The organism is Desulfotomaculum sp., from assembly GCA_003513005.1.
In the GTDB taxonomy this organism is placed as follows: domain Bacteria; phylum Bacillota; class Desulfotomaculia; order Desulfotomaculales; family Nap2-2B; genus 46-80.
In genome coordinates this window covers 71889-96763 of record DOTD01000069.1, presented here as the reverse complement: position 1 = coordinate 96763, position 24875 = coordinate 71889, and the positions used below count along the sequence as shown (strand labels likewise).

Below are 24875 nucleotides of genomic sequence, written 5' to 3'. Positions count from 1 at the left end.
AAAGAGTTCAATGCAGATTAAGATCTATAGACCAAGCCCCCGAGGGAAGATAATTTATCTTCCAGCTTGTAATAGCCTCTGTCAATGTAATCCGATCCGTTTATTTCCGTTTCACCTTCAGCCATCAATCCTGCGACAACCAAAGCTGCCCCTGCTCTTAAATCAGTGGCTCTGACCTGTGCGCCGTATAATTTGGGCACACCCTTAATTAATGCCATTCTGCCTTTTACTTTAATGACGGCCCCCATGCGTCTGAGTTCGTCAGCGACGCGAAAACGGTTTTCAAAAATATTTTCAATAATTTCACTTGTTCCGGTCGCAGTCGAAAGCAAAGTCATCATCTGTGACTGAAGGTCGGTCGGGAAACCGGGGTAAGGCATCGTTTTTATATCCAGGGAACGCAGGCCATCAACCGCCCTAATTCGAAGAGAGTCCTCTTCCTCGACAACCTCCAATCCGGCCTCGCGCAGTTTTGCGCTTAAAGGTTCCACATGAAGCGGAATAATATTTTCCAGTTTGATATCACCGCCTGTAGCTGCGGCGGCAATCATAAAAGTACCTGCTTCTATTCGGTCGGGTATAACATTGTAGTGAGTACACCCATTCAGATATTTTACTCCCTCTATCTTGATAATATCAGTTCCTGCTCCTCTGACCTTCCCGCCAAGGCAGTTTAAAAAACTGGCCAAGTCGACTATTTCCGGCTCTTTGGCGCAGTTTTCAATAACAGTTTGTCCTTTAGCAAGACAGGCTGCCATCATTATATTTTCGGTTGCCCCTACGCTGGGAAAATCCAAATAAACCCTGGCTCCCTCAAGATGACCTGCTTCCGCCTTCATGATTCCTTTTTCAAGGGACATTTTTGCTCCTAAAGCAGCAAAGCCTTTAAAATGAAGATCCATGGGCCTTAAACCTATATCACACCCACCCGGCAGGCATATTTCAGCCCGGCCGAAACGGGCAAGCATGGGTCCGATGAGCAGGTTCGAAGCCCTTAATTTTTTCGCCAGGGCATAAGTTGGCATTCCATTATGCCCATCGGGCATGGATATTGTTAAAGAGTCGTCTTCCGTCCATTTTAAAGCAGCGCCGATACTCTTAATCAGTTCCGTCATAACCCGGAGATCTTCGATTTTCGGGATGTTTTCAAGCAGTACGTTACTTTGAGCCATAACGGAAGCGCATAAAATAGCCAGCGCAGCATTCTTGGCGCCGCTAACCCGGACTCTCCCTGAAAGTACTTTACCACCCCTGACTATAAACTTACTCACACTTAAAGGGCCTCCCGCAACACAACAAATTACTTCTTATCCCTTAAAAGGCTTCTAGATCGCCCAGCTTTTCCAACCAGATTGAAATTCTTCAAGATTGGCTCCCAATATTTCGTCGATTGCTTTACTTATACTACCACCGCCTGCCAATACTTTCAAGATTTGATATACACTATCCGGTCCATATTTTCTTTCCATATACTGGATAGCAGAAAAGCATTGCCGGTAAGCAAGAGTCTGATCAGGCAGATCGTCAAAGTCCTTGTCCATCTTTCCAAAATCATACGGATCTTTTTTACCAAAAGAGTAATTACCTCCGCCAAACTGGAAACCGGTCAGCCTATACTCTTCAAACTGAGCGACTCCTTCAGTAAACCAGCGGGGTATATTTCCTTCTGTTACTTTATCCAAAACAAGGTGGGTTAACTCATGCGCCATAGGCCCTGAATTCATGAAGACACTTTCCATTTGCGCCTCGTCCCCCGGCAAAATCCACGCCTGGGGGGCCAGCACGCGTATTACCCCGGCGTGATAGGCTCCCATCGCGCTTATACTGGCGGGCCAGCCAAAAAAGTTGTTAAGCTCCTGACGGGAAGAATAGACAACCACTACCAGAGGTTTTGCGCTTGTAAAACCGTACTCATCAGCCACGGAATCATAATAGCGTTCTGCAGTTTTTAGCACAATCCGGGCGCCTTCAAGATCGCCTTTATTATACTTGACTAAAAAATGCTCTCCAGCCAAAGACGGCATGTCGTATGTATTGAGTAAAACATGAATGCGACAGGCTTCCCAGAATAAACTGTGGGCATATCCTCTTATTTCGGAAGGGACTCTGATTAATAAGGCAATAACAACAGTTAAAACAACGGTAAAATATTTTACAAACACTGATGGTGATAAACACTTGCCGTAAAGCATATGACGATTCTCAAAAGAAGTTAAGTTCATTTTTACCTTTCTAATCAACTAAATTAATTAATTGGATATTTAGTTGATCAACCGGTGGCCGGTAAATTTGCCTTCCACACTTCGATCATCTGCATTGCCTTGGCTTTCTCATCACTGTCTTTGGTCATCAAAATATATTTTTCAACATCCTGAATGCCCTTTTGATAATCTTTTTTGCCTTCAGCCAAAACTATTCCGCGGAAGTAATAAGCTTTTGCATTTTCCGGGTGGTTTTTTATTTCTTCTTCCAGGTATCGTATTGTTTTATCAAACTCACCCTGCTGAAAACCCATCGCAGCCAGTTCCAGAACTAAATCGCTGTCATCCGGGTTTTTTGGAACAGCCCGCTCATACATGTCAAAGGCGTCTTTAGACCGCCCCGCATTTGCATAAGCTCTGGCCAACTCGGCCAACGCCCCAGCATCGTTCGGATTACTTTTTACACTGGCTTCTAGATTTTTAATATTATCTTGGGGCGTTACATTTTTTTGCTCTTTTTCCACAGGCTCTACCAGTGATCCCCCTGCTATCCAGACAACCGACGAACCGATTAAACCGACTGATAAAACCACAGCAAGAATAATGAAAACAATCTTTTGTTTATTCCTGCGCCTTTCATGAAAGTTAGTTTTTTTGTTCTTAGGCATACGTCCTCCTTAACCTACTCAAACTTTTAAGCTATATTCCGTTGTTTTTATCTCTTTCATGGCCCGGTATGCTTTTAAATAAAGTGCGCATTCCAGCCGTTTTTTGATTATCCGGCAGGCAAGCTGATCCGGTTTATAAATCGAACTGTTAAATAGATGAGCGTTCGCATGGCAGCCTCCGCTGCAGTAGTTCCTGGCCCAGCAAGATCCGCAGCCTTCTTTTTTATACACATGGGCATTGCGGAATAATTGACGCAAATCCTCCCGGACCACGCCAGAATTTACGTCACCCATTAAGAAACCCTCCCGGCCTGCAAACTGGTGACAGGGATATAAATCTCCTCTGCTTGTTACAGACAGGTATTCAAAGCCCGCGCTGCACCCTCCCAAACGCTTGGGCAGGCAGACACCTTCATCTAAATCAATATTATAGTGGTAAAAATCTACTTCTTGCCCTTCTTCCAGCCGTGATATTATCTCTCTGGTCAGTTTTTCATATTCCCGTCCTATAGAAGGAAGATCTTCTTCCGACAGGGCATAATCCTCCTGAGCAAGGGCTATCACAGGTTCTACGGACACTTTGTTGAATCCCTGCCCGAGCATATGGGTTACATCATCTGAGAAATTCAGATTATAAGCCGTATAAGTTCCCCTCAGGTAATAATTTGCCCGGGGGTGAGCTTGAATAAATTCCAAAATGTTTTTAAAAACTGACTGATAGGACCCTTTTCCGTTTGGAAATACCCTCATCCGGTCATGGACTTCCGGGCGCCCGTCGAGGCTAAGGATTACGCTGATCTCGTTTTCACACAGATAGTCTCCTATTCCCCTGGTAAGTCCCAATGCATTGGTGGTCACCGTAAAATTTATTTCCTTGCCGAGCGCTAAAGATCTTTTCCTGCCGTAAGAAACAAGACGCTCAAGGACGGGAAAATTCAGCAAAGGCTCGCCGCCGAAAAAATCAACTTCTACTCTGCGGCGGGGCCCGGAAGAGGTAAGAAGAAAATCTATCGCTTGAGAGCCTATTTCCTCTGTCATCAAGCCGGCGCCTCCAATAGAAGAAACACCTGGTCTTGCAAAGCAATACCTGCATTGCAGGCTGCACCTATCGGAAAGGAACAAGCACAAGGCTTTTATAATCCGGTTGTCAGGTTGTTCCCAGGAACCATGAAAAGGATCCCCGGTAAATAAAAAACCCTGTTCAACCAGGAGTTCAATCTCCTCTACAGCTTGCTCAACTTCCTGTCTTGGATGCAGGGCAGAGTATTTATTGACGAGTTCTTCACACTTGCCCGGAATGTACCCGTCCAAAACGTCCCAGGCCACTTCACTTACCAAATGCAGGGCTCCGCTGTTGACATCAAGCACAAGCCTTGTCCCATCAAAAATAAACTTATGGATCATTTGATTATCTAAAAACAAGATCTATTTATTCTTTTTTTTGAGACATGTCTGATTGCTGACCGTAATCGATGTCTTGCAGGCAGACTGACAGGACGTCTGGCACTCACCGCATCCACGGTCATCAATCGCTTTAGTCAGGAATGGCCCCGTTATAGTTTTGATATGCTTACCCATATTGATTTTCTACCCCCTGATCAGCAATATGTTAAAAAGCTACCTTTAAAATTATACTAGCGGGCACGGGAAAATACAATAATAATACAATCTCTATTGCTTTTCACGCAACATAATATATATTAATGCATAGTAAAGTAATTATGGGTCTGGCAGTCGAAACGGAAATTTTGGCGCCGGAAGATAAAAAAGAAGAAGCTCAGCTGATTTTAAAAGCTTTTCCAGTCAGGAAGACAACATGGAACCTTAAGGAAATGAAAATTATGATTCCGATTGACTCTGCAGCAGTCGAAATTTTCGCGGCGGCAAATAATACAATCGCTCTTACAGGAGCTGGAATTTCGGTTGCCAGCGGCATACCCCATTTCAGAGGATGCGGCGGAATATGGGAAAACTATGATCCCGAAGAATACGGGACAATTCAGGCTTTTCAGCGGAACCCGGCCAAAGTTTGGAGCGCATTAAAGATTTTTTGCGATATTATAGATAAGGCCAGGCCCAACCCCGCCCATTTTGCCCTGGCCAGCCTTGAAAGACTTGGCTATTTACGGACCATCATCACTCAAAACATAGACGGACTGCACCAGGAAGCGGGAAGCAGCAACGTTATTGAGTTCCACGGCAATAACAGGTGGCTCGTCTGCCAAAAATGCGGTGGACGCTATCCAATCAAGGAAGTTGCAATCGATCTGCTTCCTCCGCTGTGCGCTTGCGGAGGGGTTTTAAAGCCCGATGTTGTGCTCTTCGGCGAAATGATACCGCATGATGCTCTTTACCGTTCTTACCTGGAAGCGAATAACTGCAGTGTTGTTATTGTTATTGGAACTTCCGCCGCTGTTGAGCCTGCGGCGAGCATACCCCGCATTGCAAGCAAGACGGGGGCAAAAATAATAGAAATAAATCCTGAGGAGGAAATGTCTTCAGATATTCACTTAAGCGGCTGCGCTGAAGAGATATTGCCAATTCTGCTTGAAAAAATCAACCGTCTTTCGCTTCAAGATACGTTACAGCCCAGGCAGCCATCCCTTCTCCAGTCCCCGTAAAACCAAGCCCTTCAGTTGTGGTTGCCTTTACATTTACTTTTTTACTGCTGATTGCCAGGACGCCGGCAATTTCCTTTTCCATTAAGGAAAGGTGACCAGCCAGGGTTGGCTTTTCTGCTGCTATAACAGCATCGATGTTACCCACTGAATACCCTTCCCTGGTTAGGATCAGCCCAACCTTATCCAGCAATAAAAGACTTGAAATACCCTTATAAACGGGATCTGTACTGGGAAAGTGCCTTCCTATGTCTCCTTCGCCAGCGGCTCCTAAAAGCGCATCCATTATCGCATGGACAAGTACATCAGCGTCTGAATGGCCATCCAGCCCTTTTCCAAAAGGTATTGTTACACCTCCCAGGATCAAGGGACGGCCTGTTACCAATCTGTGTACATCATAGCCAAAACCCACCCTTAATGACATCCGTATTCCCCCAAACTACCCCGTTGCTGCAGGAAAAATTCGATCATTGATAAATCCTCGGGAGTGGTAACTTTAATATTCCTATACGAGCCCTCGATAATCTTTACCGGGATGCCCATCGCTTCCACTAAGCCGGCGTCATCGGTGGCAGTCCTTCGGTCTCGGCGGGCCAGACGGTGGACATCCAGCAAAAGGGGAAAAGAAAAGGCTTGCGGTGTTTGAGCAAGCCATAAAGATTCTCTATTTAAGGTTCGGGCAATAAAATTTCCCGTACCGGTCTCTTTGACAGTGTCTTTTACAGGAACCGCCAGCGCTGCAGCGCCCCAACGCAGAGCACCGGAAACAACTTGATCGAGCTGATTAAGCGTAACAAGGGGGCGGGCGCCGTCATGAACAATTACCACCCGGGTATCTGCAGGCAGAGCGTTTAATCCTTCCCAGACTGAATCCTGCCGTGTTTTACCTCCCTTTACCAGACTGATCATTTTTGTACAGCCCCATTGCTCTGCAAGCGTCTTATATGTGTCTGATTCCCTTTCGTCCGCAACCAGGACAAAGCCTTTTATAAAGGGCGCTTCCTGCAGCGCCGCCAGGGAATAAGACAGAACAGGACGTCCACCCACGGGTAAAAGCAGCTTGTTAACATTTTCGCCCATCCTTCTGCTTTGGCCTGCAGCCACCACCACAGCCAGAACATTATCCAAGAACATTCACCTCATCGTACCTGGCCATGGTATTACTTTCATCCTGACGCAGCTTTGCAAAAATCATCCGTCCTGCTGCTGTTTGCAAAACACTGGTGACCAGCACATGGGCAGTTTGCCCGACGTACCTTTTGCCCCCGTCGATTACAATCATTGTACCGTCATCCAGATAGGCAACGCCCTGACCTGATTCTTTGCCATCCTTGATTACCTGGACATGCATCTCTTCTCCCGGTAATACAACTGACTTGATGGCATTGGCCAGTTCATTTATGTTTAAAACCTCAACACCATGAAGTTCGGCAACTTTATTCAGATTATAATCATTGGTAACGATTTTGGCTCCGATATGCTGGCCCAGTTTAACCAGCCTTGTATCCACATCACCCGTGCTTTCCAAATTCCTTTTATTATCATAGATCTGTACTCTTACCCTGGAATTCTTTCTGATCGAGTTTAAAACGTCCAGGCCGCGCCTGCCGCGGTTGCGCTTGAGCACATCTTCAGAATCGGCAATGTGCCTTAATTCCTCAAGTACGAAGGCGGGAACCAGTAATGTTCCCTCTAGAAAACCACTCTCGCAAAGATCCGCGATGCGTCCGTCGATAATTACACTTGTGTCAAGGAGTTTATGACTCCCGGCCTTTTTTTCGCTCCTGACACCTTTTTCCTTCCCCAAACGCGGCAGGTTGTTAAATATGCCCATCAGTTCTTCTCTTCTTTTTACTGCGACACTAATTCCAAGGTAACAGACGAAAATAGTTATTAGAATCCAGGCAATTATACCCATGATTCCCATTACCATTAGAATTGAACGTATTAAATTACAAATTATTAGTCCGATAATCAAACCAACTGCGCCCGCAATAAGATCCTGAAGCGGTGTTTTTTGCAGATTCTGCTCTATAAAGATTGCCATCCCCTTAGAACCGCGCATAATCCATGGCGCCAGAATCAACCCCACTACCAATCCAATCAATGCTCCCAGTGCAAGAATCCAAAAGCGAAGCTGTACGTCAGTGCGAAAATGAATTAAACCCAACCACAGTATCCTCGATGAAGCATAAAGACCTGCTAAAGCAAATAACGCTCCAATAAGAAAAAAAATCACTCTTCTTAGAATCATCTCTTTCACCTCCTTTGTCTTTAAAATAATTTATCCCTTAATTATAAGCCTTTTTACAGTTCAACGTCCAATAAAAAAATTGGCGAACTTTGTCACCAAAAACAAAAGATACGCCGGTTGCCCGACGCATCTTTAACCATCATTCTAGGCTAATGCGCTGTCAATTAAAAACTTGGTTTTTTCTTCCTCAAGCTCAATTGCCAGGGCCAGTTCACTTATTAAAATCTGGCGTGCATTTTCCAGCATCTTTTTTTCGCCGGAAGAAAGGGCTTTTTCTTTTTCCCGCCGTATTAAATTACGAACAACTTCAGCCACCTCAAAAATATCACCGCTCTTAATTTTTTCAAGGTTAGCGCGGTAACGCCTGTTCCAGTTTGTTGACATTGCCGTAGAGGTTCCTTTAAGGATCCAGAAGACCTTCTTTATTTCATCCTTGCCGACAACCTCCCGCAGACCTGCTTCCCGTGAAGTCATAATCGGTACCATTACCTTCATATCACCTACGGGGAGGCGAAGAATATAATATTGATTTCTCTCTCCCAGGACTTCTTTTTCCTCAATTGCCTCAATAACCCCCGCGCCATGCATTGGATAGACAACCTTATCACCAATCTTAAACAACAGCCAACCTCCTTTTCAAGAGAACAACTCGCTATTTGGGGGGGGGGAATTTTAACTTTATTTTTATAAAAATAATAACACACGTTGCAACCTTTGTCAAATAAGACAAAGGTTAACGCATTCCGTCCAGGGGATCGCTCCTGATTTTAAATTTAAAATATTTAAACATTTGACAGAACTTTCGATCCAAGCTATACTTAAAAAAAACAGCAAGGGGCGAAACCGTTATGGTAAAAAACTTAATTTACAGCGAATTTCAGAATACGGTTTCAGAGGTGCTGATCTGCAATAGAAGTGTTCTTGACGTTCTTTCCCAGATTCAGGAAGCAAACGCAAGACTAACCAGGGCTGTCACAAAAGCAGTAACCGGTTGCGGTTGCCTTAAGATTCAGGCCGGCAAAAAGGAAATCCCCTCGGACGTTCTGCTGGCTGATTTAAAAAATATTTTGGAATCCCATCTTATAGGAGAAATGTGTGAGGACTGCAAAGAAACAGTTGAAACAGCTGTTGGACGGTCCCTTTTTTATTTAGCTGCATTATGTGAACTGCTCGAACTGGACCTGCACGATGTTTTAGTTAAGGAACAGAAGCAGCTTAAAATCCTCGGTATTTTCAACCTGGCTTAAATTAAAAATGCCTTTCCTGGAAAAGCTGTTTGCGGTAACGGGCCAGGCCTTCCTTTATTGAACGGGCGCGTGCTTCACCTATTCCTTCTACTTCATCCAATTCTTGAATTGTAGCATTGAGGATATTTTTTAAAACCCCGAATTCCCTGACCAGGTTTTCTATAACCGGCAAGGGCAGCCGGGGGATTTTGCTTAAAATACGGTATCCGCGCGGGGAAACTATTTGATCCAGAACACCCACGTTTCCGGGGTATCCAAGTGTGCGTGCGATAAGTGAAAAATCAAGCAGGTCCTCCGCCGGCCAACTGTTAATTATATCCATAATCTGAGCCGGTGTTTTATCCCCTACGGCAGCAGCGTAGTCCTGAATGATCAGCAGGCTTTCCGGCTCGACGTTGCTGACCAGTTCTTCCATTTGCATGGTAATCAGACGGCCTTCGGCGCCAAGTTCACTGACATACTTTTCAATTTCACCTACTACACGCAATACCATGTCAACACGCTGAATATACCTTGCCACATCAATAAGCGCAACAGAATCTTCAAACTCCAGAATGCCCAGCTCATTGACAATCTTATCAAGCACAATACGGTATTTTTCAAGTGTTTGAAGAGCCTGGTTCGCCTTGGTAAGAATTACACCCAGATCACGTAAAACGTATTTCAGATTCCCTTTATAAATGGTAACTACGTTTCGCCGCTGCGATATGGAGATAACCATTGCGCTTGTTTGCCTGGCAACACGTTCGGCTGTCCGGTGCCTGATTCCGGTTTCAGTGGATGGAATACTTAAATTTGGAATCAGCTGCGTATTTGCCGCCAGAATTCTCTTGGCGTCCGAGCTTAAGATTATAGCCCCGTCCATTTTTGCCAGTTCGTACAGGCTTGCGGGGCTAAAGTCAGCATTAACCGCAAAACCGCCCTCTGAAATATCCATAATCTCCTGGCCGTCACCCAGAATGATCAGGCCTCCGGTATTGGCTTTTAAAATATTATCCAAACCTTCCCTTAAAGATGTTCCCGGCGCTACAGTTCTCAGCATCTTTAAAAGCTTTTCTTCGGACCTGTCTTCTCTCATCTAAACTACACCCCCAAGGCCGTTTCCATAGCTTCAGACATGGTTTCAATACCTAGTACAAGCATACCTGGCTCGTTTATTAAAGATGCGTTGTTTAACGGCGCCAGACACTTTGTAAAGCCTAATTTCACTGCTTCATTAATTCTTTTGGAAATCCCGCTGACAGGCCTTATTTCACCTGTTAATGCCACTTCTCCAATAGACACCAGAGAAGGATCAACCGCCCGATCACGATAACTTGAAGCTATCGCCAGAGCAATACCCAAATCCACAGCAGGCTCATCAAGATGAACTCCGCCAACTGCTTTTACATAAATATCATATCCGGCTAAAGGCAGCCCAGCCCTTTTTTCGAGAACCGCCGCCAGTAAAACCACCCGGTTGTAATCAACTCCCGCTGTCATCCTGCGCGGCGACCCAAAAGCAGCCGGCGAAACAAGGGCCTGGATCTCAACAAGCAGCGGCCTTGTTCCTTCCAGCACCGGGACAACAACTGTTCCCGGCAGGGGAGCTTTGTGATAGTTCATCATAAAAAATGCCGACGGGTTATTAACCTCAGTTAAACCGTCCCCGCACATTTCAAAAACACCAATTTCATTTGTCGAACCAAACCTGTTTTTACATGCCCTTAAGATACGGTAGAACTGGTGCCTTTCCCCTTCAAAGTAAAGCACAGTGTCAACTATGTGCTCCAGGAGCCTCGGGCCTGCGAGAACACCTTCTTTTGTTACATGACCGACTATAAAAATACTTATACCCTTATCTTTGGCAAGCCTCATCAACTGCATCGTACACTCGCGCACCTGGCCGACACTGCCTGGCGCCGAGCTGATTTCACTTTTAAAAACGGTTTGAATTGAATCAACTACAACCAGGGCGGGCGCAAGGTCGATGATATGCTGTTCAAGCCTGTTTAAGTCTGTTTCAAAAACCAGGTACAGTTCACGTCCGGTCTCCTTCAGACGCTGCGCACGCATCTGTATCTGCTGGACCGATTCTTCACCCGATGCATAGAGCACTCGCCGTCCGCTATTGCTTACCCGTTCGGCAGCCTGAAGAAGCAAAGTGGATTTACCGATGCCCGGGTCCCCACCCAGTAAAACAACCGAAGCATTGACGATTCCGCCTCCCAGCACTCTGTCAAGCTCTTCTATGCCGGACGAAAACCTTTCTTCCGCTTCCGTCTGAATTTCGGATATAATCACCGGCAAAGCGCCCGGCAGAACAGCCGGATTGGCTGCCGCCGGACCCGGTTCCTCTAAAAAGGTGTTCCAGGAACTGCAGCCAGGACAGCGGCCCAGCCACCTGTGTGACTGGTATCCGCACTCCCGGCAATAAAAAGTAGTTTTAACGGCCATTCACGGGCTCTCCAGATAAAAACATTTATAATATTTTTATTGTAACTTAATTTTACTGATTCATCCAGAATTTATCGCAGCAGTTAATACAAATTATACAAATTAAGAATATTTTTAACTACTTATGATCTTAACGGCAAAACCACTATCTTTTCATCCTTTACATCTATGACCACCTTGTCACCGCGTGTAAAAGTACCGCGCAGCAGCTCTTCAGACAGACTGTCCTCAACCTGACGCTGGATGGCCCTCCGCAGCGGCCTTGCGCCGTATGCCTCATCAAAGCCTTCCCTGGCCAGCCAGTCTTTAGCGGCTTCGGTGAGACTAATTTCAACCTCGTTTTCCTTCATGCGTTTGGCAACATCTTCAATCATCAGGCCGACAATCTCTTTAATGTGTTCAGAGCTGAGGGAGTGAAACACGATAAGCTCATCGACTCTGTTTAAAAATTCAGGCCGGAAGGTCCGTTTTAACTCATCTGTAATTTTGCCTTTCATTCTTTCGTAACCGGCCTGCTGGTCATCCGCAGTATGGAAACCCAGCGTCCCCTCGCGACGGAGCGTCTGTACACCGACATTTGAAGTCATAATGATTACCGTATTTCTAAAGTCGACAACACGCCCTTTGGAATCGGTCAAGCGGCCGTCCTCAAGCACCTGAAGCAGAATATTAAAAACATCCGGATGGGCTTTTTCAATTTCATCAAGCAGTAAAACCGAATATGGTTTTCGCCGCACAGATTCAGTAAGCTGCCCGCCTTCGTCATATCCCACGTAACCGGGAGGCGCTCCAATCAGCCTTGATACTGCAAACCTTTCCATATATTCACTCATGTCCAGGCGGACAAGGAGATCTTCGTCACCAAAAAGCGCCTCCGCCAAAGCCCTGGCAAGTTCAGTCTTACCAACACCCGTAGGACCGAGAAAGATGAATGAGCCAATTGGCCGTTTTGGATCCTTTAAACCAGCCCTGGCCCGGCGGATAGCCCTGGAAACGGCATGGACCGCTTCCTCCTGGCCAATAACCCTTTTATGAAGCAGTTCCTCCAGATTAAGCAGCCTTTCTGATTCTTCCTGGGCAAGTTTTTTTACCGGAACCCCTGTCCAACTGCTCACAATTTGAGAAATATCTTCTTCTCCGACTACCAGTTCCTCGCCGCGCTTTTGTGTCTTCCAGGCCTCCTTCATTACCTCCAGATCCTTTTTGGTCTGCTGTTCCTGATCCCGGAGTTGGGCGGCTTTTTCATATTCCTGGTTATTTATGGCCGCTTCTTTTTCTTTGCTTGTTTCTTCAAGACGTTTTTCCATCTCCTTGATTCCCGGAGGAGCAGTAAAGGCCTGAAGTCTCACCCTTGAGCTGGCTTCGTCAATAAGGTCGATAGCTTTGTCAGGCAGAAAACGATCGGTAATGTACCGGTCAGACAGGCGCGCCGCTGCGTTCAGGGCGTCATCTGTAATGCGCACCCGGTGATGGGCCTCGTATTTATCCCTTAATCCCTTCAAAATTTCTATTGTCTCATCAACAGTCGGCTCGCTTACTTTTATCTGCTGGAATCTGCGTTCCAAAGCAGGATCTCTTTCGATATGTTTCCGATATTCGTCAAGGGTGGTTGCGCCAATACACTGCAGCTCACCCCTGGCCAGCGCAGGTTTTAAAATGTTCGCGGCGTCAATTGCGCCTTCCGCCGCTCCGGCGCCGATAAGCGTGTGCAGTTCGTCGATAAAGACAATAATGTTGCCGGCTTTGATTATTTCTTCAACAGCCTTTTTAATGCGCTCCTCAAATTCACCGCGGTATTTTGTGCCGGCAACCATAGAGGGCAGGTCCAAGGTTACCACCCGTTTGTTCAGCAGGATCTCCTGGACATTGCCGCTAACTATGCGCTGCGCCAAACCCTCGGCTATGGCAGTCTTGCCCACCCCGGGCTCACCAATCAGCACAGGATTATTTTTTGTACGCCTGCTTAAAATTTGAACTACCCGTTCAATCTCCTTTTCGCGGCCCACTACGGGATCAAGCTTATCTTCCTGGGCAAGAGCGGTCAAATCCCTGCTGTAACGGTCAAGGGTGGGGGTGTTGGAAGCCCCGCCTTTTCTTGTTTGCGGCTGCCCCTGCGCAGGACTGTTCCCCAACATCTGAAAGATGGTTTGTCTGACCTTTTCCTGGTCGGTCCCGAAAGAGTTGAGAACTTGCGCTGCAACGCCTTCACCTTCACGGATCAGCCCCAGGAGAAGGTGTTCGGTTCCCACGTAATTATGTCCCATCCTGCGGGCTTCATCTACCGCCAGTTCCAATACCCGTTTGGCCCGGGGCGTTAGTGTCATCTCGTTTGAAGCAGGACCCTGAACGACTTTTTCAACCATTTCCTCAACCATTGTTCTTACCCTGTCCGCCTCAATTCCTAAAGAGGCCAGAGTACGGGCGGCGACACCTTCACCTTCCCCGATTAATCCCAATAACAGATGTTCAGTGCCGACAAAAGGATAATTAAGCCTTTTAGCTTCTTCTTGAGCTAAATATAATACTTTTTGAGCACGTTGTGTAAAACGGGCAAACATTTTCATTCCCCCTTACAATTCTTATGCCTGCTCTACTTCAGCAAGCTTTTCCCTGATCATTTTCATACGGTACAGATCACACTCAAAGGGAGTTAGATCCTTGCCGGCTTTTTTAATCAGAAAGGCCGGTTTAGTCAATACAATAAGCTCACTGACCAGATTGGCCGGGATGTTCTTAATAAAACCAAAATCAATACCCAGCCTAAAGTCGGATAATAACTGCATTACTTCGTCAGAAGACATCAGATTGGCATGTTTCAGTAATCCGTAAGCCCTTCCGGCGCGGTCCTCCATCTGCTCGCGATACTGTTTGAACAAAGCCTCTCTGGCTGCTCTTTCCTGATTAAGCAGCTGCCTGGCGACAGAAATTAGGTTTGTTATGATATCTTCTTCTGTCTGACCAAGTGTTATTTGATTTGAAAACTGAAAAAGGTTGCCTGAAGCCTCCGTACCTTCCCCATACAAGCCTCGGACCGCCAAACCAAGTTTATTAATAGTAAATAGAACACTTTTAATCTGATTGATCTTCACCAGCCCAGGAAGGTGCAGCATAACTGAGGCCCTTATACCCGTACCCACATTGGTCGGACAGGCGGTCAGATAACCCAGGTGTTCGTCAAAACTGTAATCCAGACCTGCCTCCAATTCATTATCGAGCAGGTTAATCAAATTCCACGCTTCATTTAAGTTAAGTCCGGCCATTAGGCACTGCAGCCTTAAATGGTCTTCTTCATTGATCATCACGCTTAGAATTTCATCTTCCCTGACGGCAACAGCCTTTTTTTGAAAATCGTCAAGCAGATCAGGGCTGATGAGATGCTTTTCAACTAATACTTGCCTTTCCACAGGCGGCAAATCCGTCATCCTGGTTAATTCAAAATTACCCGTTTTATCAAGCGGTATATTTTTCCTGAGGGCATCTTCAACTGAAGAGATGACCTGATCAGCCTGTTCAAAAGACAACAAATGAGGGAAAGGCAGTTTGGCCAGATTCCTGGCAATCCGGATACGGCTGCTGATTATTATATCTGATTCCCGTCCCTGCCCATCCATCCAGGGACTGTGAGAGTCTTTTAAAATTTGTTTGATGGACATAAATCCTACTCCTTTTTTAAGTCGTTTTCCAGTCCCCTGATTTCATCCCTCAATAGGGCTGCCTGCTCAAATTCTTCCCGGCTGATAGCTTCTCTGAGCTTGGTCTTTAAATTGTCAATTTTATTTATAATCCTTACTTTCCCTCCGGAGCGCTCAGGAACTTTGCCGGTATGACGGGCTGCGCCATGTATTCTTCTAAGCACAGGTTCAAGTCGTCCGCTGAAACTGCGGTAGCAGGCGCCGCAACCAAGCAGTCCCTGTTTGATAAACATTGATTCCGTAATCCCGCAGGACGAACACCTTGTCTGCTCGGAGGCGTCTTCTTGCGCCGGAGATGCCGACGCTCCGAAAAACTCGTTGTTTAAAAGGCTGGAAAGAAAGCTGTGCAGATTCGTTTGCGGCATCTGACCAAAACTTTCCGCCTGCATTTTACGGGCGCAGTTTTCACATAAACGGATTGTTTTTTTCGTATTATTAATAATTTCCGTTATATGAACAGTAGCGGGACGCTGGTGACAACGCTCGCATTCCATAACTTTTGCATACTCCTTTAAAAAATTATTTTTTATTTGCTGTCCCGCAGGACAGCAAATATCATAGCTTTTAATACAGACGCCGTAAGCTGATCGCGGCCCGGCAAATTTGCCTTGAGAGCGTTCCTGCTCACAGCCGCAATCATTAGTCTGGCTTCTCTTTCAGTAATCAGCCCCTCTCCGAGAAGGTATTGAATTATACCCACCGCTCTTCTGCCGGACATTCTTTCTCCGATTAAACCATACAGATAGGAAATGGTTTCAATTTCTTTTCCCAGAGGCAGTTTTAATATACGGACATAACCACCCCCACCCCTTTTACTTTCTACAATAAAACCATGATCAACCGTAAAACGGGTGGTTAAAACATAATTAATCTGGGCCGGGACACAGTTGAAAAAAACTGCCATTTCATTGCGCTGGATCTCAATTGCGCCGCCATGGCTCTTGGCCAATAAGCTCTTTAGATGTTCTTCAATAGTTTCTGAAATGCTTGGCACTATAATTCACCACCTCGCAAAGCGCAAACTGTCCTTAATTAGACTTTAACTATCTTTGACTATATATATTATAACCACTTAACATAGATTATAGCAAGTAAAAAATATCATAAAAAACTTTCTCAATTTAACCTCTGCCGGATGAGTTCTGCCTGTTAACATTTTAAATTTACCGGAAATAATTTTTTATTTATTAATGTCGGCCGCCTGTTCCCAAAACAAGCAATAGGCCATTCGCCATATTATTCGCCGATTTTTACTTAAATAATAATAATCTCATCAAATTTTTCTATCCTTATACATTCCATAATTAGATAGTTCTTGATATAATAGTGAAAACATACCAGCAATTGCCGGGATAATGTAGAAAATTCATGGGAGCGGGGTAAGGTCAGTGAATCAGAAACATAAATTTTTCTTTCTTATTCTTTTGCTCTGTACAACAATTTGGCAGCGCAGCGCCCTTGCCGGGGCCGATTCTTCCTCGGAAATCATCTTAAAAATTGGAGAAGAACAGGCTTTGATAGCAGGGAAAACATTCCAGCTCACGGCAGCGCCGGTAATTCAAAATGAAATTACACTGGTACCCCTGCGGTTTATAGCTGAAGGCTTAAAAGCAGAAGTTAGGTGGGAACAGGATACTAAAAAAATATTTATCATTGCCCCTGGCAAAGAGATCCAGCTTGAGGTAGGGAAAAATGAGGCGGTGATAAATGGCGATCCCCAACCCCTTGTTTCTCCTCCTGTAATAATCGGGAATGCCTCTTTAGTCCCTTTGCGTTTTATAAGCGAGGCTTTAGGAGCGCACGTGGCTTATCTGCCCCAGACCAAAGAGATTCACATAATACTTACCCTAACACTTCCGCCGCCGCCCAATCAGCCGCCGGTAGCATGTTTTAACTTCGTAAAAACCGTAATTGACCAGGGAGAGACAGTAGAATATATTGATTCAAGCTATGACCCTGATGGCGACAAAATAATAGCCTGGGAGTGGACAGGAAAGAAACGCGCCTTTTTCAAGCCGGGTGTAAATAGAGTCTCTCTGCGTGTCCAGGACAGCAACAAAGCCTGGAGCGAACCTTTTAACGCGATCATTACCATAAATGATCACGTGCTCATGGACGAATTAACTTATAATTTCACATATCCCGTCCCCGGGGAATCATTAGATATGACGCAGATTCCGATTATCAGCCTGCAGGTTGTTAATCCGGTTAATATAACAGAGGGCACTGAAAAAGTTTTTTTAAGCAACAGCCCGGAAATAATTACCGAAGACGGGGTATTATTCACGGAAAATATTTTAGGACCAACCCGTATTTGTTACCATCACCTAAATGGAACCACCGAAAATAAATATGTTTATCTGGTGGCCACGAATACCGGTTTCGAAGCCGAACAGATATTTATCGGCAAACAGGGAACAGGCGGACCCGGTGAAGCTATGTATACAGGCAGAATGGCCGTTTACCGTTACCTTGCGTCAGAATCCTTGCCTCCTATAACCATACAACCCGGAGAAAGAAAGATTTTTTACACTAGCGCGCCGATACACGCCGGTCAATGTATAGATGGTTTATTTGATATCAAAACAAACCAAAATATTTTATTTTCGGTTGTGGCTGCAGGCAGCCCGGATCTTTTGCCATATAATGGATTGATGGAAATGCTTCCGGAGGATGAAGCACATTCTCGCGGCATATTTCCGGTGGGTTCCCATTTCATATCTATAAAACTGGACAACCACGAAAAGTCACGGCTAATCATTGCTGACGGAAAAGATGATCTTGGCAATACTGAAAATGACTATGGGGTACTTTACGAAATAACCATTGAAGCGAAATATAAAACCGGAGTTATCCTTGTTGCCCGGGGAGGTGTCTTTGAAGGAGCAGGCAAATGGGACAATCAATTGGTTTACCTGCCGAGCGCCGGTATGCTAAAACCCTCAGTAAACGGCGCCCTGATTGATGTGCTTCTTCCGGGAGAACGCAAAACCCTGTCCTTAATCCCGCCGTCAGGATCTTTCCTGCCGGTAAACCTGATTTTTATACCTCTTGAAAAATGATTCATTGGATAACTATTTAACCATTAAAAAGTTAAAAGGCGCCTTTAATATGTTCTAACTGCTTAAGCTGATTTTCTAAATCAAACATTAAAGCCAGCACGTCAAACCGCACCGGCTCCTCTTCTTTCTGCACAGTCTTGAGATAATACTGGGCAACTCTATGTATTTTCAGCATTTTGTTCCGGTTGACACTCTCCTGAGGAGTCCCAAACCTTTCGGAACTGCGGGCGCGAACTTCTATAAAAACCAGAGTTTTACTGTCCTTGGCAATGACATCTATTTCGCCAAGAGGACATCTGTAATTACGCTGCAGCAAAATGTATCCTTTTTTTCTCAGGTAAGAAACCGCTTCATCTTCTCCCCGGCGCCCCAGGTTCTGTCTCTGGTTGGACATATAAACCTCCTTCAATTCTGACTTTTTCATCTCACATCGTTAACAGCGTAAAAAACTTAAAAATTATAAAAGCATATACAGTATATTGTTATCAACAGTCTTATGTGTTTCTGCTAAAACTAATCAAATAAATGATGGAACAATTTACATTGATTCCAGTCTCCCTGAAAAGGATAAGGCCATTATGAAAGACATTATGGAGCATTTAGACAAAGAAGACAGAGAAAATGTTCTTTATATTGCTTTAGATGGATCATATTACGCTAATAAAGCTTCTTTACTTGCTGAATTTAAAAAACAAAATGAAGGCAAATTTGATGCAACCGGCAAATTAAAATTACTAACGAATGAGATACCTCTTATTGATGAAGGCAATATCAATAGTATTACAAAACCTGATGTTACTACATTAACAGAAGAAACAGGCTTGACCGCAACTTCCAGCGGATATCAACATCCTTCAAGTCAATGCACCAATAATAATAGCGGCCCATACAGAAAAGTCTTATCCAAGTCAGGTTATTCCCGATTAATTGCCAATATTTATTTGCCTGCAAAACCGAATGAAGCAGTTATGACACCGTCTGCAACAAGCGGTGACAAGGGATATATATACACTGGCGCTGTCACTTCTGGAGGACAAATTGATATGGGATTAGCATTGAATTATGAGGCAGGTCCAGCTCCCACTAATGAAACTTGGGGTATGTTTGTCACCGGCGCAAGCAGTGTCATTACACCCGATTATGGTAATTATAAAATGGGAACAAGCGTATATATGAAATATTATACACCTCAAAACAATCAGGCAGCTTTATATTGCAGCGGGTATGATAAAGCTGGCAATCCGTCAATTCATACTCTGGTCGTTGCTGTTTCTACATCCTTAAATTTCAAAACCAGTGGAGTGGGAATGCAAATAAAAAGAATAACTTCAATCGGACAAATAAAGAACCATCAAGACTTAACAACAGGGTCATTTATTAAAAATGTTGGTTGGAGTAATGTGAAAATTGGAACTACAAGTGGTTCAGAGGTCCTGATGAATTCAAGCAACACATCATCTATGTGCGGCTATAAAACAAGTAATGTTTTGGTGGATTACACAAACCAAGCGAACGAAAAAGTTTGGGTCAAATGTGGAAATCTCTAATGTAAAATGTAAGATAAGACTAATATAGCCAATGGCTGTCAATAGGCGTGAATCTCTTGATTTATTCACGGACCTATTGACAGCCATTGGAATTTCTTCAGCCGCACCCTGGATGTCCTTAATAGTAAATGTTTTAGTCATTGTAATAACGAGCATATTTATTATACTATATAGTCTATATAAACTGACCCTATTCGGTTTGCCGATGGTCATATAGAATGGGCTAGTGCCGGGTTGCCTTCTGTCCCTGGAAACACGGGTGCGAGGCTTCATGTCAAGGACAATCACGACTCATAGCTGAAATCCTATGAGAGCAGGAGAAAATTTACCATTCTCAGTATTTATTTTAATGGGCAAGCTCGAACAATTATATTTTTATAAATAAGATACTGCTTTTCTTGGTCAAAAAGGTTTGCTGAAAAGGGACAAATAAAGCATTAAATATGTTGAAAAGGAGTTGAATTTGTGAAAATTTTAATAAAATTAATTTTAATAAAATTAATCATCGTACTTTCTATTTTATCAATGTTTTCGGCGACTGCCGATGCAAGTATTATGAATAATCTTGGGGTTGTGTTAAAATTAAATAATTCTTATATTTTATATGCGGACCAGGAACTTCCTTTTATCGATAAAGCCAACAGAACAATGTTTCCCCTCAGTATCGCCCGTGACTTGATGGGATTTAAGGTAGCTTTTGATCCAATAAAAGGAAAAGCAGATATTATTTTTGATGTGACAAAAGCTCAAGTGATGATTAACAACAAACAAGCCTATATTAACGATAAACCAGTTGTTTTAGATACCCCTGTAATTATGAGAAACAACTCACTGATGGTTCCGGCCAGGTTTATCTCCCAAATTTGCAATACGCCTTTGGAATGGGATGCCAAGCATCATGTTTTAATTCTGAAAAATGATAAATTTTTAAATGCATATAGTTTGACCCACCTTGATGAAATGCAAAATCTGGACGAATCATTTCAAGACAAGATAATCCCCCAAAAAGTAGAATTTGTAGAATATAAAAATCCTGATGAAAATAGAATCAATATGCAGATCTTAAATGCGTCTGATAATGTTATTGACAAAGAATTTCTGCATATGAATTGTTTTTATTATACAAATGATCGTGTAGCCGGGGGTGACATGTCTCTTGGATTTTCCTCAGGAAGAGGAACCGGTGTGTCAGATCGAAGGGGATATAACCCTGACGCTATAAATGCAAACTCGACTTATACAATTCATAGTAATACATGGGATGGTAAAAATAAGCATATTTTTAAGTCTCATCATTTTATTTTTAATGATAATATAGTAAAATATGTGATCTGCAACTACTTTAAAATTACAGGGTTTAATTAGACGATTAAAACAAAAAAGGTTATTTGAAAGCCCCGTGTTTACCACGGGGCTTTCTTAAAAGTTCTCCGGCAACGTCCTACTTTTCCAGGGCCCAGGGCCCAAGTATCATCGGCGCTGGAGGGCTTAACTGCCGTGTTCGGGATGGGAACGGGTGTTTCCCCTCCGCTATTGTCACCGGAAAATTTATTCTGTTGGATTCTCTCAAAATTTCACAGCCTAAGTTAATTTTTACCTTTACTGAAGATAACCATTTTAAGGTCAAGTCCTCGACCTATTAGTACCAGTCCGCTTAACCGGTCACCCGGCTTACACTTCTGGCCTATCTACCTGGTAGTCTACCAGGGGTCTTACCCCACCGAAAGGTGAGATGTAGGAGGTGTGAGATTATTTACCTCTCACATCTCACCCTTCAAATGGGTGGGAAACCTTATCTTGAGGTGGGTTTCGCGCTTAGATGCTTTCAGCGCTTATCCTCTCCAGACATAGGTACCCAGCGCTGCTCCTGGCGGAACAACTGGTACGCCAGAGGTCTGTCCATCCCGGTCCTCTCGTACTAGGGACAGATCCTCTCAAGTTTCCTGCGCCTGCGACGGATAGGGACCGAACTGTCTCACGACGTTCTGAACCCAGCTCACGTACCGCTTTAATGGGCGAACAGCCCAACCCTTGGGACCTACTCCAGCCCCAGGATGCGATGAGCCGACATCGAGGTGCCAAACCTCCCCGTCGATGTGAACTCTTGGGGGAGATAAGCCTGTTATCCCCGGGGTAGCTTTTATCCGTTGAGCGACGGCACTTCCACTCGCAACCGCCGGATCACTAAGCCCGACTTTCGTCCCAGCTCGACCTGTGTGTCTCGCTGTCAAGCTCCCTTATGCCTTTACACTCTAATGCGTGATTTCTAACCACGCTGAGGGAACCTTTGGGCGCCTCCGTTACCTTTTGGGAGGCGACCGCCCCAGTCAAACTGCCCACCTGACACTGTCCTCAGACCGGATAACGGCCTCAAGTTAGAACTCCAATATCCCAAGGGTGGTATCCCAAGGTTAGCTCCACCAAGGCTGGCGCCCTGGCTTCCAAGCTTCCCACCTATCCTGTACATGAAATAACGAAATCCAATATCAGGCTACAGTAAAGCTCCACGGGGTCTTTCTGTCCTGTCGCAGGTAACCCGCATCTTCACGGGTATTACAATTTCACCGAGTCCCTCGTTGAGACAGCGCCCAAATCGTTACGCCTTTCGTGCGGGTCGGAACTTACCCGACAAGGAATTTCGCTACCTTAGGACCGTTATAGTTACGGCCGCCGTTTACTGGGGCTTCGGTTCAGAGCTCTCACCCCTCCCCTTAACCTTCCAGCACCGGGCAGGCGTCAGCCCCTATACATCATCTTACGATTTAGCAGGGACCTGTGTTTTTGGTAAACAGTCGCTTGGGCCTCTTCTCTGCGGCCCCCTCGCGCTCAATCAGCAAGTGATCCCACGCTAATGGGGCACCCCTTCTCCCGAAGTTACGGGGTAATTTTGCCGAGTTCCTTAACGAGGGTTCTCTCGCGCGCCTTAGGATTCTCTCCTCGCCTACCTGTGTCGGTTTACGGTACGGGCGCCAGTGAGCCTCGTAAGAGGTTTTTCTTGACAGTATGGGCTTCAACCACTTCAGTACTTATTTCCCTCCCCATCACCTCTCGGGGTTTGATGTGGAACGGATTTGCCTGTTCCACCCCCTACTGGCTTGGACGCGCTTTTCCAACCGCGCGCATGGTCTTCCCTCCTGTGTCACCCCATCCTGATAACGGCTACTGGTGGCATCGGATTCTCAACCGATTATCCATCACCTACGCTCTTCAGCCTCGGCTTAGGCCCCGGCTTACCCTGGGCGGACGAGCCTTCCCCAGGAAACCTTAGGCTTTCGGCGGGCAGGATTCTCACCTGCCTTTTCGCTTACTAATACCGGCATTCTCACTTCTGTACGCTCCACCACTCCTCACGGTATAGCTTCGCTGCATACAGAACGCTCCCCTACCACTTGCAAAAATTGCAAGTCCGTGGCTTCGGTGTTGTGCTTGAGCCCCGTTAATTTTCGGCGCAGGACCACTTGACCAGTGAGCTATTACGCACTCTTTAAATGAATGGCTGCTTCTAAGCCAACATCCTGGTTGTCGGGGCAACCCCACATCCTTTACCACTTAGCACAACTTTGGGACCTTAGCCGTCGGTCTGGGCTGTTTCCCTTTCGACTACGAATCTTTGCACCCGCAGTCTGACTCCTGACGAGCAGATTTCCGGCATTCGGAGTTTGAATGGGGTTGGTAACCGGTGAAGGCCCCTAGCCCAATCAGTGCTCTACCTCCGGGATCCTCCGTCAAGGCTAGCCCTAAAGCTATTTCGGGGAGAACCAGCTATTTCCGGGTTCGATTGGCATTTCACCCCTACCCACACCTCATCCACCGCCTTTTCAACGACGGTTGGTTCGAGCCTCCAAGCGGTTTTAACCGCGCTTCACTCTGGACATGGGTAGATCACCCGGTTTCGGGTCTACTTCAACGAACTAAACGCCCTATTAAGACTCGCTTTCGCTGCGGCTCCGGCCTAATCAGCCTTAACCTCGCTCGTTAAATGTAACTCGCCGGTCCGTTCTACAAAAAGTACGCCATCACACTTGAGGAGAAACTCCTCAATAGTGCTCTGACTGTTTGTAAGCATACGGTTTCAGGTTCTATTTCATTCCCCTCCCGGGGTGCTTTTCACCTTTCCCTCACGGTACTAGTTCACTATCGGTCGCTTTGGGTATTTAGACTTGGGAGGTGGTCCTCCCAGATTCCCACGGGATTCCACGTGCCCCGCGGTACTTGGGAATACTCCTGGCTGATGCTCCCTTTCGGTTACAAGACTGTTACTCTCTATGGTGAGCCTTTCCAGGCCGCTTCACCTAAGAATAGTCAGCCGTTATAGAGTTCCCGCAACCCCAGGAAGCGCAAGCGCTTCCTGGTTTAGTCTGACCCCTGTTCGCTCGCCGCTACTAGGGGGATCGCTTTTGCTTTCTTTTCCTCCGGGTACTAAGATGTTTCAGTTCCCCGGGTGCCCTTCATGCACCTATGAATTCAGTGCAGGATGACGAGAGTTCGCCCTCGCCGGGTTGCCCCATTCGGAAATCCACGGATCGAAGCCTGTGTGCGGCTCCCCGTGGCTTATCGCAGCTTACCACGTCCTTCATCGGCCCAAAGCGCCAAGGCATCCACCGTACGCTCTTTCTAACTTGACCATTATGGTCATGATCATTTCGTCATGGATTGATTTAAATCTTTCCCTGACTCAGTAAAATTGTTTCTTACGCTGTGAAATTTTCAAAGAACATTTTTAAAGAACATTTTTTAAAACTTTTTATTTGCGACTAACTACTGATCCTTGGTGGAGATGACCGGACTTGAACCGGTGACCTCCTGCTTGCAAGGCAGGCGCTCTCCCAGCTGAGCTACACCCCCGGATTTGAGATATAAAGGACAATTTTCGTCGATTACATTCTCATGGTGGGCCTAGGTGGACTTGAACCACCGGCCTCACGCTTATCAGGCGTGCGCTCTGACCAACTGAGCTATAGGCCCAAATCAGTCATCAGTAGTCGCCTGAAGTACAATTTATAGACCAAACAGTAGGCAAAATGAACGATCGACCTAGGAAATGCTTAATAGATGAGGTAATTGCTTACCCTTCTTTAAGAACTCCTTAGAAAGGAGGTGATCCAGCCGCACCTTCCGATACGGCTACCTTGTTACGACTTCACCCCAAT

General features: G+C 45.4%; 21 protein-coding genes, 2 tRNA genes and 3 rRNA genes (1 of these 26 only partly in view). 5 read left to right on the top strand and 21 right to left on the bottom strand.

The features are described 5' to 3' along the window. Positions 1 to 17 precede the first annotated feature (17 nt). From murA to scfA, 5 genes are read right to left on the bottom strand one after another with little or no spacing between them, the layout of a single operon-like run. The gene (gene murA / locus DEH07_08580) at positions 18 to 1271 is read right to left on the bottom strand and encodes a UDP-N-acetylglucosamine 1-carboxyvinyltransferase (protein ID HBY04560.1); all 1254 of its coding nucleotides are present in this window, start codon (positions 1269 to 1271) and stop codon (positions 18 to 20) included. Between the two features lie 54 nt (positions 1272 to 1325). Further along, positions 1326 to 2222, bottom strand: a complete 897-nt coding sequence (locus DEH07_08575) for a hypothetical protein (protein ID HBY04559.1) — start codon at positions 2220 to 2222, stop codon at positions 1326 to 1328. A 47-nt stretch (positions 2223 to 2269) separates the two neighbouring features. After that, positions 2270 to 2869, bottom strand: coding sequence for a hypothetical protein (locus tag DEH07_08570; protein HBY04558.1), 600 nt, complete (start codon positions 2867 to 2869; stop codon positions 2270 to 2272). Positions 2870 to 2887: 18 nt separating this feature from the next. Beyond that, positions 2888 to 4273, bottom strand: coding sequence for a thioether cross-link-forming SCIFF peptide maturase (gene scfB / locus DEH07_08565; protein ID HBY04557.1), 1386 nt, complete (start codon positions 4271 to 4273; stop codon positions 2888 to 2890). Positions 4274 to 4294: 21 nt separating this feature from the next. Then, the gene (gene scfA / locus DEH07_08560; GenBank protein ID HBY04556.1) at positions 4295 to 4447 is read right to left on the bottom strand and encodes a six-cysteine peptide SCIFF; all 153 of its coding nucleotides are present in this window, start codon (positions 4445 to 4447) and stop codon (positions 4295 to 4297) included. Between the two features lie 263 nt (positions 4448 to 4710). Here scfA and DEH07_08555 point away from each other — a divergent pair, with 263 nt between their 5' ends. Beyond that, a complete protein-coding gene (locus tag DEH07_08555; protein ID HBY04555.1) occupies positions 4711 to 5490 on the top strand; it encodes a hypothetical protein in 780 nt (259 codons plus the stop codon). Here the strand turns inward: DEH07_08555 and DEH07_08550 are convergent. The 4 genes from DEH07_08550 to DEH07_08535 all read right to left on the bottom strand — a co-directional run bounded on the left by DEH07_08550 (position 5426) and on the right by DEH07_08535 (position 8362). Next, positions 5426 to 5911 (bottom strand): 2-C-methyl-D-erythritol 2,4-cyclodiphosphate synthase, encoded by a 486-nt coding sequence (locus DEH07_08550; protein ID HBY04554.1) that lies wholly within the window; start codon positions 5909 to 5911, stop codon positions 5426 to 5428. The two genes, DEH07_08555 and DEH07_08550, sit on opposite strands and share 65 nt — an antisense overlap. Beyond that, positions 5902 to 6621: a 2-C-methyl-D-erythritol 4-phosphate cytidylyltransferase gene (ispD, locus tag DEH07_08545; GenBank protein ID HBY04553.1), complete on the bottom strand. Its 720-nt coding sequence runs from the start codon at positions 6619 to 6621 to the stop codon at positions 5902 to 5904. The genes DEH07_08550 and ispD overlap by 10 nt, the downstream gene beginning before the upstream one ends. Then, entirely contained in the window at positions 6608 to 7741 is a 1134-nt protein-coding gene (locus tag DEH07_08540) for a PIN domain nuclease (GenBank protein HBY04552.1), read from the bottom strand. The genes ispD and DEH07_08540 overlap by 14 nt, the downstream gene beginning before the upstream one ends. Positions 7742 to 7885: 144 nt before the next feature. Then, the gene (locus DEH07_08535) at positions 7886 to 8362 is read right to left on the bottom strand and encodes a CarD family transcriptional regulator (protein HBY04551.1); all 477 of its coding nucleotides are present in this window, start codon (positions 8360 to 8362) and stop codon (positions 7886 to 7888) included. Between the two features lie 227 nt (positions 8363 to 8589). Between DEH07_08535 and DEH07_08530 the strand changes: the two genes are divergently transcribed. After that, positions 8590 to 8988 carry a DUF1573 domain-containing protein gene (locus tag DEH07_08530; GenBank protein ID HBY04550.1) on the top strand — a complete coding sequence of 133 codons (399 nt, stop codon included), beginning with the start codon at positions 8590 to 8592 and terminating at the stop codon, positions 8986 to 8988. A gap of 1 nt (position 8989) precedes the next feature. Here DEH07_08530 and DEH07_08525 read toward each other — a convergent pair whose 3' ends face one another. The 6 genes from DEH07_08525 to DEH07_08500 form a co-directional block, all read right to left on the bottom strand. After that, entirely contained in the window at positions 8990 to 10066 is a 1077-nt protein-coding gene (locus tag DEH07_08525) for a DNA integrity scanning protein DisA (protein ID HBY04549.1), read from the bottom strand. A 5-nt stretch (positions 10067 to 10071) separates the two neighbouring features. Beyond that, the gene (locus DEH07_08520; protein HBY04548.1) at positions 10072 to 11424 is read right to left on the bottom strand and encodes a DNA repair protein RadA; all 1353 of its coding nucleotides are present in this window, start codon (positions 11422 to 11424) and stop codon (positions 10072 to 10074) included. Positions 11425 to 11546: 122 nt separating this feature from the next. Next, entirely contained in the window at positions 11547 to 13982 is a 2436-nt protein-coding gene (locus tag DEH07_08515; GenBank protein ID HBY04547.1) for an ATP-dependent Clp protease ATP-binding subunit ClpC, read from the bottom strand. Positions 13983 to 14003: 21 nt separating this feature from the next. Beyond that, positions 14004 to 15077, bottom strand: a complete 1074-nt coding sequence (locus tag DEH07_08510; GenBank protein ID HBY04546.1) for a protein arginine kinase — start codon at positions 15075 to 15077, stop codon at positions 14004 to 14006. Between the two features lie 5 nt (positions 15078 to 15082). Next, the gene (locus DEH07_08505) at positions 15083 to 15610 is read right to left on the bottom strand and encodes a hypothetical protein (GenBank protein ID HBY04545.1); all 528 of its coding nucleotides are present in this window, start codon (positions 15608 to 15610) and stop codon (positions 15083 to 15085) included. 32 nt (positions 15611 to 15642) lie between these two features. Next, positions 15643 to 16110, bottom strand: coding sequence for a transcriptional regulator (locus DEH07_08500; GenBank protein HBY04544.1), 468 nt, complete (start codon positions 16108 to 16110; stop codon positions 15643 to 15645). Between the two features lie 370 nt (positions 16111 to 16480). Between DEH07_08500 and DEH07_08495 the strand changes: the two genes are divergently transcribed. Beyond that, on the top strand, positions 16481 to 18178 hold the full coding sequence (locus tag DEH07_08495; protein HBY04543.1) for a copper amine oxidase: 1698 nt from the start codon (positions 16481 to 16483) through the stop codon (positions 18176 to 18178). Positions 18179 to 18209: 31 nt separating this feature from the next. Here the strand turns inward: DEH07_08495 and DEH07_08490 are convergent, their stop codons facing one another. Next, entirely contained in the window at positions 18210 to 18572 is a 363-nt protein-coding gene (locus tag DEH07_08490) for a YraN family protein (GenBank protein ID HBY04542.1), read from the bottom strand. 184 nt (positions 18573 to 18756) lie between these two features. On the opposite strand from DEH07_08490, the gene DEH07_08485 reads away from it, so the two are divergent. Further along, on the top strand, positions 18757 to 19725 hold the full coding sequence (locus DEH07_08485) for a hypothetical protein (GenBank protein HBY04541.1): 969 nt from the start codon (positions 18757 to 18759) through the stop codon (positions 19723 to 19725). 465 nt (positions 19726 to 20190) lie between these two features. Next, positions 20191 to 21090, top strand: coding sequence for a hypothetical protein (locus DEH07_08480; GenBank protein ID HBY04540.1), 900 nt, complete (start codon positions 20191 to 20193; stop codon positions 21088 to 21090). Positions 21091 to 21153: 63 nt separating this feature from the next. Here DEH07_08480 and rrf read toward each other — a convergent pair. The 5 genes from rrf to DEH07_08455 form a co-directional block, all read right to left on the bottom strand. After that, positions 21154 to 21269: ribosomal RNA gene (gene rrf / locus DEH07_08475) — 5S ribosomal RNA — on the bottom strand. 75 nt (positions 21270 to 21344) lie between these two features. After that, positions 21345 to 24352, bottom strand: a 23S ribosomal RNA gene (locus tag DEH07_08470). A gap of 142 nt (positions 24353 to 24494) precedes the next feature. Continuing rightward, a tRNA-Ala gene (locus tag DEH07_08465) sits at positions 24495 to 24570 on the bottom strand. Between the two features lie 43 nt (positions 24571 to 24613). Further along, positions 24614 to 24690 (bottom strand) — tRNA-Ile (locus tag DEH07_08460). 123 nt (positions 24691 to 24813) lie between these two features. Further along, positions 24814 to 24875 (bottom strand): 16S ribosomal RNA (locus tag DEH07_08455) (it continues 1481 nt past the right edge of the window). Together the 16S, 23S and 5S rRNA genes with 2 tRNA genes alongside form the textbook arrangement of a ribosomal RNA operon.

What these genes read in the sequence shown, in the direction of transcription:
- DEH07_08575 (HBY04559.1), bottom strand. Translation starts at nt 2,222, where the DNA reads ATGAACTTAACTTCTTTTGAGAATCGTCATATGCTTTACGGCAAGTGT.
- DEH07_08570 (HBY04558.1), bottom strand. Translation starts at nt 2,869, where the DNA reads ATGCCTAAGAACAAAAAAACTAACTTTCATGAAAGGCGCAGGAATAAA.
- scfB (HBY04557.1), bottom strand. Translation starts at nt 4,273, where the DNA reads ATGATCCATAAGTTTATTTTTGATGGGACAAGGCTTGTGCTTGATGTC.
- scfA (HBY04556.1), bottom strand. Translation starts at nt 4,447, where the DNA reads ATGGGTAAGCATATCAAAACTATAACGGGGCCATTCCTGACTAAAGCG.
- DEH07_08555 (HBY04555.1), top strand. Translation starts at nt 4,711, where the DNA reads ATGATTCCGATTGACTCTGCAGCAGTCGAAATTTTCGCGGCGGCAAAT.
- DEH07_08550 (HBY04554.1), bottom strand. Translation starts at nt 5,911, where the DNA reads ATGTCATTAAGGGTGGGTTTTGGCTATGATGTACACAGATTGGTAACA.
- ispD (HBY04553.1), bottom strand. Translation starts at nt 6,621, where the DNA reads ATGTTCTTGGATAATGTTCTGGCTGTGGTGGTGGCTGCAGGCCAAAGC.
- DEH07_08540 (HBY04552.1), bottom strand. Translation starts at nt 7,741, where the DNA reads ATGATTCTAAGAAGAGTGATTTTTTTTCTTATTGGAGCGTTATTTGCT.
- DEH07_08530 (HBY04550.1), top strand. Translation starts at nt 8,590, where the DNA reads ATGGTAAAAAACTTAATTTACAGCGAATTTCAGAATACGGTTTCAGAG.
- DEH07_08525 (HBY04549.1), bottom strand. Translation starts at nt 10,066, where the DNA reads ATGAGAGAAGACAGGTCCGAAGAAAAGCTTTTAAAGATGCTGAGAACT.
- DEH07_08520 (HBY04548.1), bottom strand. Translation starts at nt 11,424, where the DNA reads ATGGCCGTTAAAACTACTTTTTATTGCCGGGAGTGCGGATACCAGTCA.
- DEH07_08515 (HBY04547.1), bottom strand. Translation starts at nt 13,982, where the DNA reads ATGTTTGCCCGTTTTACACAACGTGCTCAAAAAGTATTATATTTAGCT.
- DEH07_08510 (HBY04546.1), bottom strand. Translation starts at nt 15,077, where the DNA reads ATGTCCATCAAACAAATTTTAAAAGACTCTCACAGTCCCTGGATGGAT.
- DEH07_08505 (HBY04545.1), bottom strand. Translation starts at nt 15,610, where the DNA reads ATGGAATGCGAGCGTTGTCACCAGCGTCCCGCTACTGTTCATATAACG.
- DEH07_08490 (HBY04542.1), bottom strand. Translation starts at nt 18,572, where the DNA reads ATGTCCAACCAGAGACAGAACCTGGGGCGCCGGGGAGAAGATGAAGCG.
- DEH07_08485 (HBY04541.1), top strand. Translation starts at nt 18,757, where the DNA reads ATGAAAGACATTATGGAGCATTTAGACAAAGAAGACAGAGAAAATGTT.